This is a genomic window from Microbacterium sp. (assembly GCF_049661145.1).
Classification (GTDB): domain Bacteria; phylum Actinomycetota; class Actinomycetes; order Actinomycetales; family Microbacteriaceae; genus Microbacterium.
On the sequence record NZ_JBASZT010000281.1, the window covers coordinates 1 to 12,528 of the forward strand.

15 protein-coding genes and 1 tRNA gene are annotated in these 12,528 nt (G+C 67.7%); 13 read left to right on the plus strand and 3 right to left on the minus strand.

Going from position 1 to position 12,528, the window contains the following annotated elements:
• The first annotated feature begins 54 nt into the window (after positions 1-54).
• From WBP48_RS11905 to WBP48_RS11950, 10 genes are all read left to right on the plus strand, one after another.
• On the plus strand, positions 55-1,467 hold the full coding sequence (locus WBP48_RS11905) for a dipeptidase (RefSeq protein WP_424440686.1): 1,413 nt from the start codon (positions 55-57) through the stop codon (positions 1,465-1,467).
• Positions 1,468-1,519: 52 nt separating this feature from the next.
• A complete protein-coding gene (erpA, locus tag WBP48_RS11910; RefSeq protein WP_424440688.1) occupies positions 1,520-1,894 on the plus strand; it encodes an iron-sulfur cluster insertion protein ErpA in 375 nt (124 codons plus the stop codon).
• A gap of 140 nt (positions 1,895-2,034) precedes the next feature.
• Entirely contained in the window at positions 2,035-2,940 is a 906-nt protein-coding gene (coxB, locus tag WBP48_RS11915; RefSeq protein WP_424440690.1) for a cytochrome c oxidase subunit II, read from the plus strand.
• Complete coding sequence (gene ctaD, locus WBP48_RS11920) at positions 2,940-4,706, plus strand: cytochrome c oxidase subunit I (RefSeq protein ID WP_424440692.1); 1,767 nt, start codon at positions 2,940-2,942, stop codon at positions 4,704-4,706. Before coxB ends, ctaD begins: the two co-directional genes overlap by 1 nt.
• Complete coding sequence (locus tag WBP48_RS11925) at positions 4,707-5,141, plus strand: cytochrome c oxidase subunit 4 (RefSeq protein WP_424440694.1); 435 nt, start codon at positions 4,707-4,709, stop codon at positions 5,139-5,141. It begins immediately after the preceding gene.
• A gap of 9 nt (positions 5,142-5,150) precedes the next feature.
• Positions 5,151-5,732, plus strand: coding sequence for a PP2C family protein-serine/threonine phosphatase (locus WBP48_RS11930; protein ID WP_424440696.1), 582 nt, complete (start codon positions 5,151-5,153; stop codon positions 5,730-5,732).
• The gene (locus WBP48_RS11935) at positions 5,729-5,920 is read left to right on the plus strand and encodes a hypothetical protein (protein ID WP_424440698.1); all 192 of its coding nucleotides are present in this window, start codon (positions 5,729-5,731) and stop codon (positions 5,918-5,920) included. The genes WBP48_RS11930 and WBP48_RS11935 overlap by 4 nt, the downstream gene beginning before the upstream one ends.
• A gap of 120 nt (positions 5,921-6,040) precedes the next feature.
• Entirely contained in the window at positions 6,041-7,603 is a 1,563-nt protein-coding gene (gene istA / locus WBP48_RS11940; protein ID WP_424440700.1) for an IS21 family transposase, read from the plus strand.
• Positions 7,600-8,346, plus strand: coding sequence for an ATP-binding protein (locus tag WBP48_RS11945; RefSeq protein WP_424440702.1), 747 nt, complete (start codon positions 7,600-7,602; stop codon positions 8,344-8,346). The genes istA and WBP48_RS11945 overlap by 4 nt, the downstream gene beginning before the upstream one ends.
• 55 nt (positions 8,347-8,401) lie before the next feature.
• Positions 8,402-8,692: an SDR family oxidoreductase gene (locus WBP48_RS11950; RefSeq protein ID WP_424440704.1), complete on the plus strand. Its 291-nt coding sequence runs from the start codon at positions 8,402-8,404 to the stop codon at positions 8,690-8,692.
• Positions 8,693-8,695: 3 nt separating this feature from the next.
• Here the strand turns inward: WBP48_RS11950 and WBP48_RS11955 are convergent, their stop codons facing one another.
• Positions 8,696-9,238 (minus strand): TetR/AcrR family transcriptional regulator, encoded by a 543-nt coding sequence (locus tag WBP48_RS11955; RefSeq protein WP_424440714.1) that lies wholly within the window; start codon positions 9,236-9,238, stop codon positions 8,696-8,698.
• A gap of 96 nt (positions 9,239-9,334) precedes the next feature.
• On the opposite strand from WBP48_RS11955, the gene WBP48_RS11960 reads away from it, so the two are divergent.
• From WBP48_RS11960 to WBP48_RS11970, 3 genes are all read left to right on the plus strand, one after another.
• On the plus strand, positions 9,335-9,676 hold the full coding sequence (locus WBP48_RS11960; RefSeq protein WP_424440706.1) for a DMT family transporter: 342 nt from the start codon (positions 9,335-9,337) through the stop codon (positions 9,674-9,676).
• On the plus strand, positions 9,673-9,918 hold the full coding sequence (locus WBP48_RS11965) for a hypothetical protein (protein ID WP_424440708.1): 246 nt from the start codon (positions 9,673-9,675) through the stop codon (positions 9,916-9,918). The genes WBP48_RS11960 and WBP48_RS11965 overlap by 4 nt, the downstream gene beginning before the upstream one ends.
• 251 nt (positions 9,919-10,169) lie before the next feature.
• A complete protein-coding gene (locus tag WBP48_RS11970; protein ID WP_424440710.1) occupies positions 10,170-11,546 on the plus strand; it encodes an NF041680 family putative transposase in 1,377 nt (458 codons plus the stop codon).
• A 50-nt stretch (positions 11,547-11,596) separates the two neighbouring features.
• Here WBP48_RS11970 and WBP48_RS11975 read toward each other — a convergent pair.
• Both WBP48_RS11975 and WBP48_RS11980 read right to left on the minus strand, forming a co-directional pair.
• A tRNA-Arg gene (locus tag WBP48_RS11975) sits at positions 11,597-11,668 on the minus strand.
• Positions 11,669-11,738: 70 nt separating this feature from the next.
• On the minus strand, positions 11,739-12,528 hold a 790-nt coding region (locus WBP48_RS11980; protein WP_424440712.1), incomplete at its 5' end, for a LysR family transcriptional regulator substrate-binding protein.

Here is a 12,528-nt window from a genome sequence, read left to right on the forward strand (position 1 = left end):
CCGGGGAGCGGATCGCGGGCGGGCCCGCGACTCCCGCCCCATAAGATTACCCGCATGTCCCCTTCGTTGCCTGTGTCCGACTCGTCGCGTCGGACCGCTGTGCGCGCGGCCGCAGCAGCCGCCGTGCCCGCGGCGCTCGCCGACCTCGGCGGTCTCGTCCGCATCCCTTCGATCGCCTTTCCGGGTTTCGAGCGGGGAGACGTCGAGCGCAGCGCCGTCGCCGTGCACGCGCTGGTGGAGGACCTCGGCATCTTCGACCGCGTCGAGGTGAAGACAGCCACCATTCCCGAGACCGGAGCCGAGGGGATGCCGGCCGTACTGGCATCGCGTGCCGCGCGCAACGGGCGGCCCACGATCCTGCTGTACGCCCACCACGATGTGCAGCCGGCGGGAGACGAGGCGTTGTGGGAGTCGGCGCCGTTCGAGCCCACGGTCCGAGGCGGTCGCCTGTATGGCCGCGGTGCCGCCGACGACAAGGCCGGTGTCATGGCGCACGTCGGCGCCCTGCGCGCGTTCGTCGACGCGATCGGCTCGGATTTCGATCTCGGGGTGAGCCTGTTCATCGAGGGGGAGGAGGAGGCCGGTTCCGCCTCGTTCGCACAGTTCCTGGGCGACAACGCCGATGCCCTCCGCGCCGACGTCATCGTCGTCGCGGACTCTGGAAACTGGGATGCGGCCACGCCTGCTCTGACCGTGTCGCTGCGTGGAAATGCCCGGTTCACCCTGACGATCCGCACGCTGGATCATGCGTCCCACTCCGGCATGTTCGGTGGCGCCGTGCCGGACGCGATGCTCGCCGCGGTGACCCTGCTGGCGACGCTCTGGGACGATGACGGGGCCGTCGCCGTCGCAGGACTCCGCGAGCGGGATGCCGAGACCCCGGCATACAGCGAGCAGACTCTCCGCGACGAAGCGGGGCTGCCCGACGGCGTGAGCCCGATCGGGCGGGGCAGCATCCTCAGCCGCATCTGGAACAAGCCGTCGATCACGATCACCGGCATCGACGCGCCGAGCGTGCGCAATGCATCCAACACCCTGACGCCGGAGGTGTCCGTCGTGATCAGCATGCGCGTAGCCCCGGGTCAGGAAGCCCGTGAGGCGTTCGACGCTCTACGGGATCACCTGCTGGCGCATGCGCCTTTCGGCGCTCAGCTGGCTTTCAGCGACATCGACTGCGGCAACCCGTTTCTCGTCGACACGGGCGGAGCGGCCGTGCGTCACGCGCGAGCGGCACTCGAGGAGGGATACGGGGTCGCCCCGGTGGACATCGGGGTCGGCGGCTCCATCCCGTTCATCGCCGATCTGGTCCGCGAGTTCCCCGCCGCTGAGATCCTCGTGACGGGCGTCGAGGACCCGCACGCTCGCGCCCACAGCCCCAATGAGTCGCTGCACCTGGACACCTTCCGCCACGCTCTCGTCTCAGAGGCACTCCTACTTGAGCGCCTCGACGCCGCAGACAGGACGTAGAATCGACCCACCAGCCGCCCTCGACTCGACGGCTCGACCATAGGGAGCACCCATGACCGACCTCGCTACGTCCACCGACACCGTCGCGCCGGCCCAGCCGTCGCACGGCGTGCTGCTCACCGATGCCGCCGCGGACAAGGTCAAGAGCCTGCTTCAGCAGGAGGGCCGTGACGACCTTCGCCTGCGGGTCGCGGTACAGCCCGGCGGATGCTCGGGACTGATCTACCAGCTCTACTTCGACGAGCGGTTCCTCGACGGCGACCAGGCCGTCGACTTCGACGGCGTCGAAGTGATCGTCGACGATATGTCAGTGCCGTACCTCGACGGCGCGACCATCGACTTCAAGGACACGATCTCGGAGCAGGGCTTCACGATCGACAACCCCAATGCGGCGGGCAGCTGCGCCTGCGGCGACAGTTTCCACTGACGAACGCGCGCGCCCGCCGGAACGCCCGAGCGGCGGCATCCCTCCGATAGTGATCGACATCCTGGGCGGATGGCCTGAATCCGATGGGAGGTTGCCCTAGACTGAAGGCGTTCGACCTTCATGACCCCGAAAGGTGCACCGTGCGCGTCAAACGCCGACTCCGGCTCGCCGTCATCCCGATCGGGATCGCCATCGCCATCGCGCTGGCAGCCTGCACGCCGACCGAGCTGAACGGCTACCTGCCGGGCTTCACCGACGACGGCACGCAGGCCACCAACCACACCGAGATGGTGTCGGGACTGTGGGTCAACTCGTGGATCGTGCTGCTCGTGGTGGGCGTCATCACGTGGGTGCTCATGGGCTGGGCGGCGATCGCCTATCGGCGTCGGCGCGGTCAGACGGGCCTGCCCGTGCAGCTGCGCTACAACATGCCGGTCGAGATCTTCTACACGGTCGTTCCGTTGATCCTCGTGCTCGGCTTCTTCGCCTTCACCGCACGCGACCAGGCCATCCTGGAGACCCAGTACGACGACCCTGACGTCTGCGTCACCGCGATCGGCAAGCAGTGGGCGTGGGACTTCCAGTACAACGACGACACCGCGAACTGCGAAGCAGGAGATGACGCCGTCTGGACGATGGGCATTCAGGCCTCCACCGATGAACAGGGCGCCATCACGAGCGAGCTTCCGACGCTCGTCCTGCCGGTGAACGAGAAGGTCAAGCTCAAGCTCGTCTCGCGCGACGTCATCCACTCCTTCTGGATCATCGACTTCTTGTACAAGAAGGACATGTACATCGGTAAGGACAACTACTGGTCGTTCACGCCGACGCGAGTCGGCGAGTACGACGGTAAGTGCGCCGAGCTGTGCGGTCAGTACCACTCGATGATGCTGTTCAAGGTGAAGGTCGTCGAGCCGGCCGAGTACGAGCAGTACCTTGAGTCGCTGCGCGAGGCCGACCAGACCGGTGACATCAACGACGCGTACGACCGGCTGCAGAACCTCCCCGGCACGGGCGCATCCTCCGACTCCGAGGGAGAACACTGATGGCGACGACGACGATCCCGCTGCAGGCGGACACCTCCCGGCGTCCTACGACTCTGCCGCCCCGTCAGGCCGCGCTCATGAGTTCGACTCGCGTCGAGCAGAAGGGCAACGTCATCGTCAAGTGGATCACGTCCACTGACCACAAGACCATCGGGTACATGTACCTGATCGCCTCGGTGCTGTTCTTCCTCCTCGGTGGCGTGATGGCTCTCATCATCCGTGCCGAGCTGTTCGAGCCGGGTATGCAGATCGTCCCGACCAAGGATCAGTACAACCAGCTGTTCACGATGCACGGCACGATCATGCTGCTGATGTTCGCGACGCCGTTGTTCGCCGGGTTCGCCAACGCCATTCTGCCGCTGCAGATCGGTGCGCCCGACGTCGCGTTCCCGCGTCTGAACGCTTTTGCGCTGTGGCTGTTCATCTTCGGCTCGGTCATCGCCGTCGCCGGATTCCTGACACCGCAGGGCGCGGCCGCGTTCGGCTGGTTCGCGTATCAACCGCTGGCAGGGGCATCGTTCTCGCCGGGCATCGGTGGGAACCTGTGGATGCTGGGGCTCGGCATGTCGGGCTTCGGGACGATCATGGGCGCGGTGAACTTCATCACGACGATCATCACGATGCGTGCCCCGGGCTTGACGATGTGGCGGTTGCCGATCTTCTCGTGGAACACGCTGGTCACGAGCATCCTGATCCTCATGGCGTTCCCGGTGCTCGCCGCCGCGATACTCGCCGCCGCGGCCGACCGTGTTCTCGGTGCCCACATCTACGACCCCGCCAACGGCGGCGTGCTGCTGTGGCAGCACCTGTTCTGGTTCTTCGGGCACCCTGAGGTGTACATCATCGCGCTGCCGTTCTTCGGCATCGTGTCCGAGATCTTCCCCGTGTTCAGCCGCAAGCCGATCTTCGGGTACAAGACGCTCGTGTATGCGACGATCGCGATCGCTGCGCTGTCGGTGTCGGTGTGGGCCCACCACATGTATGTCACGGGCGGCGTGCTGCTGCCGTTCTTCGCGCTCATGACGATGCTCATCGCGGTGCCGACGGGCGTGAAGATCTTCAACTGGATCGGCACTATGTGGCGCGGATCGGTGACCTTCGAGACCCCGATGACGTTCGCCCTGGGCTTCCTGGTGTCGTTCGTCTTCGGTGGTCTGACCGGCGTCATCCTCGCGTCGCCGCCGCTGGACTTCCACCTGTCCGACTCGTACTTCGTCGTCGCGCACTTCCACTACGTCATCTTCGGCACCGTCGTGTTCGCGATGTTTGCCGGATTCTACTTCTGGTGGCCAAAGTGGACCGGGCGGATGCTGAACGAGCGACTGGGCATGGTCCACTTCTGGCTGCTGTTCATCGGCTTCCACATGACGTTCCTCATCCAGCACTGGCTGGGTGTCGACGGCATGGTGCGCCGTTACGCTGACTACTCCGCCGCCGATGGCTGGACGTGGCAGAACCAGATCTCGACGGTGGGCGCCATGATCCTCGGCGCGTCGATGATCCCGTTCTTCCTGAACGTGTGGCTGACCGCGCGCACCGCTCCGAGGGTCACGGTCAACGACCCGTGGGGCTACGGCGGCTCGCTCGAGTGGGCGACCAGCTGCCCGCCGCCGCGCCACAACTTCACATCGATTCCGCGCATCCGCAGCGAGCGTCCCGCGTTCGATCTGAACCACCCCGAGGCCGCCGTGCCCGTCGGCGTCGGTCCCGCCAAGGACGCGCCCGATGCTCCGGTCGTGGATCTGGCCGATGGAGAGGTCAAGTAAGTGAAGACCAACGTCAATCTCTGGTGGCTGCTTGGCGGCTTCTTCCTGCTGGTGACGGCAACGTACACGGCCTGGAACATCGTCGCGCACTCCGACCGCGAGTGGTATCACGCGATCGAGTGGGTGGGCACCGTCGCCCTGCTGTTCACTGTGCTCATGTCGGTGATGATCGCGTTCTACGTCGATCGCGTGCACCGTGCACAGGGTGGTGAGTTGCCCGAGGACGTCCTGACGGCGGACATCGATGACGGCGACCCCGAGATCGGTGAGTTCAGCCCGTGGTCATGGTGGCCGCTCGTCCTCGCGTTCTCGGCGGCTCTCGGCATCCTGGGTCTGGCGGTCGGTCAGTTCCTTCTTCCCATCGGTCTCGGTGTCTTCGTCGTCGCGATCGTCGGATGGGTCTACGAGTACTACCGCGGCTACTTCGCTCGCTGAGCTTGAGCCGTGCCCCCGGATGGGGCGCTGTCGCTGCGAGCCGGTGTTTCCAGCGACGTCGGCGGGTTCCGTGAGGTGAACCAGGATGCGGCGTTCGCGGCATCCTGGGGCGCCGGCGTCGCCGATGGGGTCGGCGGCGGGCCCGCGGGGGACCTCGCCTCGGCGGCGCTCATGCACCGGCTGGTGGCGGGCGGTGCTGCGGTGACGGATGCCGCGGAGCTCGCGATGCGGCTCCGTTCTGCGAACTGGGATCTCGGCGCCCACGTGCGTCGCGATCCTGCACTGGCCGGCATGGCGACCACTTTCACCGCCGTGTGGCTCACCCGCACCGGCGAGCTGTTGCTCGCGCACACGGGCGACTCCCGCGCCCATCTGGTGCGCGAGGGACAGCTGGTGCGGCAGACCCGCGACGACTCCTTCGTGCAGTCGCTCGTCGAGCAGGGCATCGTCCGCGAGGAGGACGCCATGAGCCATCCCCGCCGCAACATATCATCACGGCCTCGTTCCGGGGCGATACCGATGACCTCGTGCGCGTCAGCGAGCGCGTACCGGTGCGCGGCGACCGGTGGCTGCTGTGCAGCGACGGAGTGAGCGACTATCTGCCCGACGACGCTATCGGTGCGCTCGTGGCAAGCGCGTCGGAACCCGCTGTGGCCGCGCGGGCTCTCGTCGCCGCGGCGCTGCGGGCCGTATCGCGCGACAAAGTCACCGCCGTCATCGCGGATGTCGTCGACGGCGTGAATATTCGCGTTTCTGAGCACCGCGGGTATTGGGGTTGAGCACCGCTCGTTCGGTGTCGTGTTCTCGTTGTTGAGCGCCACCGATTATTCGCGTTCAGCACCACCTTCTTAGGCTCCTTCTGCCGTGTGGCCAATCACGCGGCAGAAGGAGTAGTTCGGATGGTACGCAGGATCAAGGCGAAGCTGGTGCTGAGGCTTCGCACGGAGGGGTTCTCGGCACGGCAGATCGAGGCGCAGGGGATGTCGCGGCATTCGGTGGTCGCGGTGTTCGACGCTGCTGACCGGGAGGGCATCGGTTGGGACGACGTCGCGGGCCTCGAGGAGATGGAGGTGTATGCGCGGCTGTTCCCCGGGAGGGGTGAGCACGAGAGTGTTCACGCGCAACCGGACTGGGACCGGGTGCATCGTGAGCTTGCCCGGGTCGGGGTGACGTTGAAGCTGTTGCATGGTGAGTACGTCGACGCCTGCCGAAGCAGGGGTGAGACGGCGATGGGTTACGACCGGTTCTGCAAGTCGTATCAGCGGCACGTGCTGGTGATCGGGGCGGCGTCGCGGGTCGGTCACAAGGCGGCTCAGACTGTCGAGGTCGACTGGTCGGGCAAGACGATGCAGCTCACGGACTCGGTCACCGGGCAGGCGATGCGGGTCTACTTGTTCGTCGCGACGTTGCCGTTCTCCCGCTACTCGTTCGTCGAGCCCACGCTCGACATGCGGCAGGACACTTGGTTGCGCGCGAACGTGTCGATGTTCGACTGGTTCGGCGGCAGCGTCCCGCGGATCGTCCCCGACAACCTGAAGACCGGTGTGATCAAGCACCCCGCCGAGGGTGAGGTGGTCCTCAACGACGCGTATCGGGAACTCGCGGCGCACTACTCCGCGGCGGTGCTGCCAGGCCGGCCCCGGAAGCCGAAGGACAAGGCGAGCGTCGAGGGCACGGTCGGCAACGTCGCTACCTCGGTGATCGCCGCGCTCCGTGACCGCACCTTCGCGACGTTGCCGGAGCTGCGGGCAGCGGTCTACGAGCGCGTCGCCGCTTACAACGCGGAGCCGTTCCAGAAGCGCGCGGGGTCGCGGCTTTCCGTGTTCGAGGGTGAGGAGAAGCCGAGGCTTCGACCACTGCCGCAGGTTCCGTTCGAGATCTCCCGGTGGCTCTATGGCCGCAAGGTCCAACGCAACGGGCACGTGGTGTTCGAGCGCAACTTCTACTCCGTCCCCTACGCCAACATCGGCCGGTCGGTCGACCTGCGCGTCACCGACACCACGTTGGAGGTGTTCGCCGCCGATCAGCGCCTGACCAGCCATCTGCTCGCCCCGGCGGGGATGGTGAACGAGTACCGCACCCACGACAGTGATCTGCCCGACGGACCCCGCTACCAGCAGATGGACCCTGAGCGGGCCAGGGAGTGGGCGGCAAGGATCGGGGAGAACACCACCACGATCGTGAACCGCATCTTCGAATCCGTCCCCGTCGACGAGCAGGGCTTGAACGCGGCCCTGGCAGTGCTGCGCCTGACTCGCCGCTACTCCGCGGAGCGGGTCGAGGCCGCCGCCGGCATCGCCTTGGCCTCGCGGGTGAGGTCGCCGCGCTACGCGCACCTGCGGCCGCTCCTCGACAGCGGGCAAGACCAGACCGGCGGGCGCATGCCGAGATTCGAACCCGTCGACGAGGAACCTGCCGGGTATGTCCGCGGCGCGGACTACTACGCGGGAGGCGCCCGATGAGCCGGCTCGATGCGGAGACCAAACGCAAGCTGCGGGAGATGGGAGTGCCCGCCCTGGTCGAGGCGATCGACGTCCAGGACGACACCCTCACGTTGGGGATGGTGTTCGAGGAGCGCGTCAAGCTCGCCGTCGACGACGCGCATGCCGCGTTCACCCACGCCAAGGTCGAAGGCCTCATCCGACGGGCGGGGCTCCGCTATCCGAACGCGGACCTCCGCCGCCTCGACATGCTCGAACAGCGCGGTCTGGACCGCGGGGTGATCGCGCAGCTCGGGACCTGCCAGTTCATCACCCGCCAGCAAAACGTCGTCTTCCAAGGCTTCACCGGCTCGGGCAAGTCCTACCTCGGGTCCGCGCTGGCGAAGCAGGCCTGCCAGCACCGCTACCGGGCCCACTACATCCGCATGCCCGACCTCGAAGAAACCTGGGCCGCCGCGAAAGACCGCCCAGCAGGTCGGGAGAAGTGGCTGCGGAAGTACTCGTCGTTCACGCTCCTCGTGATCGACGAGTGGCTCCTCGACCCACCCACCGACGACATCCGATCCATGCTGCTCGAGCTCCTCGAACGCCGCTACGACGCCGCCTCGACCGTGTTCTGCACCCAGTACGCGAAGAAGGACTGGCATCAGCGCCTCGGCGGAGGGGTCCACGCCGACGCGATAATGGACCGCATCGTCCACAACACCCTCTGGATCGAAACCGGCGAGGTCAACATGCGCGAACACACCGCCGCGGCGGGCTGAGCCAGGCCGGTGAGCGTCGCCCCGCGGGAGTGGCGCTCACCGGCAATACCGACTGGTGCTGGAACCCAATATCCAGTGGTGCTCAACCGCAATAATCAGCGGTGCTCACAGGTCCAAATACCCAGTCAGCGTTTCGGCCGTCGCGGCGGGGCCGACCCGCACCCCGGGCACAACGGCTGCAATTCCCGTGCTCACGGCGCTGGCCGCCGCGTATCCCGCCGGACGGCTGCTCGAACCTGCCGAAGTCGCCGATGCGATCGCTTACCTCGTCGACGCACCGTACCTGCACGGCACGATCCTCGCGGTGGATGGCGGCGCCAGCGCCGTCGTGCCCTCACCGCGGTGAGGCTCACCGCGGTGAGGAACGATCCAGAAGCGTTGTCAGCGTGCCGATGATCAGTTCGCGGGATTCGCCCTGAGCGGGAGCGAGGTCGAGAGTGTCGGCGAGCCAGAGACCGTCGACGGCGAACCGTATGGTCGCGCTGAGGTGGGCGGGAACGCCGTCGTCGTCGAGTCTCCGCTGCCAACGGTCGTAACGCTCGCGGAGCGTCGCCATACTTGCCGGATTCACCACCGCGGCAGCGAGCATGGCGACCACGGGCTGGGTCGCAGGGCTGCCGGGGTGCTCCACCGAGCGAAGGTAGGCGCGCGTCGCGGCGCCCGGATCGTCGCCCGCGGAGTCGAGGAGCTCATCGAAAGTCGCGACGTACCGGGCAACCAAGCCCTCGATCAGCAACTCCTTGGACGCGAAATGGTAAAACAGCCCGCCCTTGCTGATTCCCGCCTCTCTCGCGACCGCGGCGATGGTGACCGCGTCGCCGCCGTCGCGCACCAGGATGCGCCCCGCGGAGTCGAGGATGCGGTCACGCGACGCTTTCGCCTGCACGTTCATCACTTCGCCGTTGCTCCTCCCCGATCGCCCTGCCCGATCTACTGTACCGGACGACCGACTTGTAAACCGGACATCCGGTACAGTAGCCTCGTCGGCATGTCCTGGTGGTTCCTGGTCGGCGCGATCGGCGCCGAGGTGTTGGCGACGGGCTCCCTGCGCGCAGCGGCCCAGCCGGGCGCAACGTGGGCGTGGTGGATCGGCGTCGCCGGCGGCTACGCTTCCGCATTCGGCCTGCTGTATGCGGCACTGTCTCATGACACACCGCTGTCGTCCGCTTACGCGATCTGGTCCGGCGTCGGCGTCGCCCTGACCGCGGTCGTGGCATGGCTCGTGTTCGGCGAACGGCTCACGCCCGGCGCGATGGTTGGGATCGCTCTGATCGTCGCCGGTGTCGTCCTCGTCGAGGCGTTCGGGCACTCTTCGGGGGTGTCAGCATGAACACCCGCAAGGCGTTGGTGCTGACGTTCACTAAGACGCTGTGGGGCGAGACACGCGGCACCGGCGTCCGCGTGCTGGCGATCGCACCCGGCGCCACAGACACCCCATTCGTCGAGGTCGCGGGCGACGCCGCAGCAGCCGGTGCGAAACGCAGCCCCGAGGCGCTGGTGAGCAACGCGCCCTCCCAGACAGCGCGCCAAGCTATGTCGACGGATTCGGGAACTCGTTCGTGGCACGGGTGACAACCCGCCTGTTGCCGCGCCGCGCCGTATCACGATCGCGGAACGCTCAGCGCGATCGACCTAGCTCCCCGTCCTCTCAGCTTGTCGTTTAACCTCTGGTTGAGGGTTTGTCGTCGGGTGCGGCGCGTCGTGACGAGGGAGCGGCCGCCGTCTTTGATGCTTCTTGTTGTCTACGCAAGAGCTTCGAGAACGGCGGCCGCTTCAATGATTATCGACCGGTATCGACTGTGCCGCTACCGGGGCGCGCCGGAGTGCTGGATGAGTTCCGGATCGGGTTGCACGAGTGCTTCCAGCGGCGAGCTGATGTGCTGTCCGAGCTTGTGGACGCGATCACGTGCGCGCCGGGCCCAGTGACAGATCTGGCGCGGCTGTCGCTGGATCCGGTGCATCGTCGTGGTCATGGTGCGCTCTATGACGCGCTGGCATGCGGCCTGGTCGACGCCGGCCGGCTGCGTGCTGTGATCGCCTCGTGCCCTGTCCCGAGGATCGCCTCACCGGACGGTCGGGAACGGATCGTGCTGGGCGTGGATGTGTCGAACTGGCTGCGCCCGGACGCGGGCACCAGCGCGGACCGGGCGTTCTGTCACACTTATGCGCGGGGACGGGGGCAGGCGCAGATGATCCCGGGCTGGCCGTACTCGTTCGTGGCCGCGCTGGAAGCCGGGGCGTCGTCGTGGACGGCGCTGCTGGACGCTGTCCGGCTGCGGCCGGCCGATGATGTCACCATCGTCACTGCCGCCCAGCTGCGCGCCGTCGTCGGCGAGCTGACCGGGGCGGGAGAGCACCGGCCCGCGGATCCGGACATCCTGGTCGTCCTCGACGCCGGCTATGACACGGCCCGGCTGGCGTGGCTGCTCCGAGACCTCCCGGTCACGCTCGTGGGTAGAGTGCGCTCGGACAGGGTGTTCCACGCTCCCGCTGGCGCACGCCGCGGACCTTCGAAGGGGCGCCCGCCACGCCACGGCGTCAAGCTGGCCCTCCGTGACCCGGGCAGCGGCCCCGCCCCCGACCTGGCCACCGTGAACGACACCGACAGGTATGGGCGCGCCGAGGCGGTCGCGTTCGGCAGGATGCATCCCCGCCTCGCCGCCCGCGGCGGCTGGGCCGGTCACGACGGGCCGCTCCCTGTCATCGAGGGCACCGTGATCGGGCTGCAGGTCGAGCGCCTGCCCGGCGACCGCGACCCGAGACCAGTCTGGCTGTGGGCGTCGAAACCCGTCCCAGACGGCGCCGCCGAACTCGATCACTGGTGGTCGATGTACCTGCGCCGATTCGATCTGGAGCACACCTTCCGGTTCCTCAAGCAGACCCTCGGATGGACCCGGCCCCGGCTACGCGACCCGAACAGCGCCGACCGGTGGACCTGGCTCATCCTCGCCGCGCACACCATGCTGCGCCTGGCCCGACCCCTCGCAGCCGACCACCGGCTGCCGTGGCAGCGACCCCTCGCCCCCGGCGAGCTGACCCCCGCCCGAGTCCGCGCCGACTATCGGCGCGTCCACGCGACGACCACCCACCCCGCGGGAGCACCGAAACCCTCCCGCGCCGGCCCCGGACGCCCCAAAGGCAGCCGGAACCGCGTCAAAGCACCTATCCAACCCATCGGAAAACACGCCTCACCAGGTTAAACAACAAGCTCAGTCGGGTGCTGGCCGAGGTTCGAGCTTTGTGCGTTGGGTGCCCCTGGAGGGAGTCGAACCCCCAACCCTCTCCTTAGGACGGAGCTGCTCTTCCATTGAGCTACAGAGGCGGATTGCGCTCTCATCCTAGCCGTCGTGATGCGCCTGCCGGACTGAGCTGCGAGCCTCTCGTCCCCACCGTCACCCCACCCGCGCGACGAGCGTCGGCTCGTCCGCCGCGAGCCGATCGGCCACGCCACGGATGAGCCCCTGCAGTGCGGCGGTCGCGTGGGCGGGCGCCATGTCTGACCGGCGGGCGATGCTCACCGTTCGCGACAGCTTTTCAGGGGCGCTACCGCGCCGCGGCGGCGAGGAAACCTGCCCAGGGAGACGAGACGTTCGCGACAGCGCGGAGTCCGCCAGCGGCGCCGACCTCAGTCCTGGATGCAGCGCGGCCACCATCGCGGGCACGACGGCGACGCCGATCCCCCGCTCGGCGAAGCGCAGCGCAGCATCCATCTCCGCGCCTTCGATCACCACCTGCGGGACCAGTCCGGCCGCGCTGAACGCGGCATCCGTCGCGGCGCGCAGGTCGTAGTTCTGCGGGAACGCGATCAACGGCCGCCGGGCGAGTTGCTCGAGACCCACGCCAACGTCCGCGCCGCCCCCGAACGGATCCTCCATTCCCGCCGCCGAGACCACGACGAGCCGCTCGGTGAGAATCGGCTCGAGCTCCAGCACGGCCCGCGCCGCGGGCGACGACACGCTCGTCACGATCAGCGCCAGATCGAGCGCTCCCTCCACGAGCGCCGCGATGAGCGTTCGCGACCCGCTCTCGGTGATCTCGATGTCGATCCCCGGATGCCGGTCGTGGAACTCGACGAGCACATCCGCGACCAGGCTCGTGCACAGCGTCGGCGTCGCGCCCAGCCGGATGCGCCCGCGGCGCAGCCCTGCGAGCTCCGCCATCTCGGCGCGCGCGGCATCGGCG

Bases quoted from the DNA above. Each gene is read 5' to 3' on its own strand.
- WBP48_RS11905 (WP_424440686.1), top strand. From the start codon at position 55: ATGTCCCCTTCGTTGCCTGTGTCCGACTCGTCGCGTCGGACCGCTGTG.
- erpA (WP_424440688.1), top strand. From the start codon at position 1,520: ATGACCGACCTCGCTACGTCCACCGACACCGTCGCGCCGGCCCAGCCG.
- ctaD (WP_424440692.1), top strand. From the start codon at position 2,940: ATGGCGACGACGACGATCCCGCTGCAGGCGGACACCTCCCGGCGTCCT.
- istA (WP_424440700.1), top strand. From the start codon at position 6,041: ATGGTACGCAGGATCAAGGCGAAGCTGGTGCTGAGGCTTCGCACGGAG.
- WBP48_RS11945 (WP_424440702.1), top strand. From the start codon at position 7,600: ATGAGCCGGCTCGATGCGGAGACCAAACGCAAGCTGCGGGAGATGGGA.
- WBP48_RS11955 (WP_424440714.1), bottom strand. From the start codon at position 9,238: ATGAACGTGCAGGCGAAAGCGTCGCGTGACCGCATCCTCGACTCCGCG.
- WBP48_RS11960 (WP_424440706.1), top strand. From the start codon at position 9,335: ATGTCCTGGTGGTTCCTGGTCGGCGCGATCGGCGCCGAGGTGTTGGCG.
- WBP48_RS11965 (WP_424440708.1), top strand. From the start codon at position 9,673: ATGAACACCCGCAAGGCGTTGGTGCTGACGTTCACTAAGACGCTGTGG.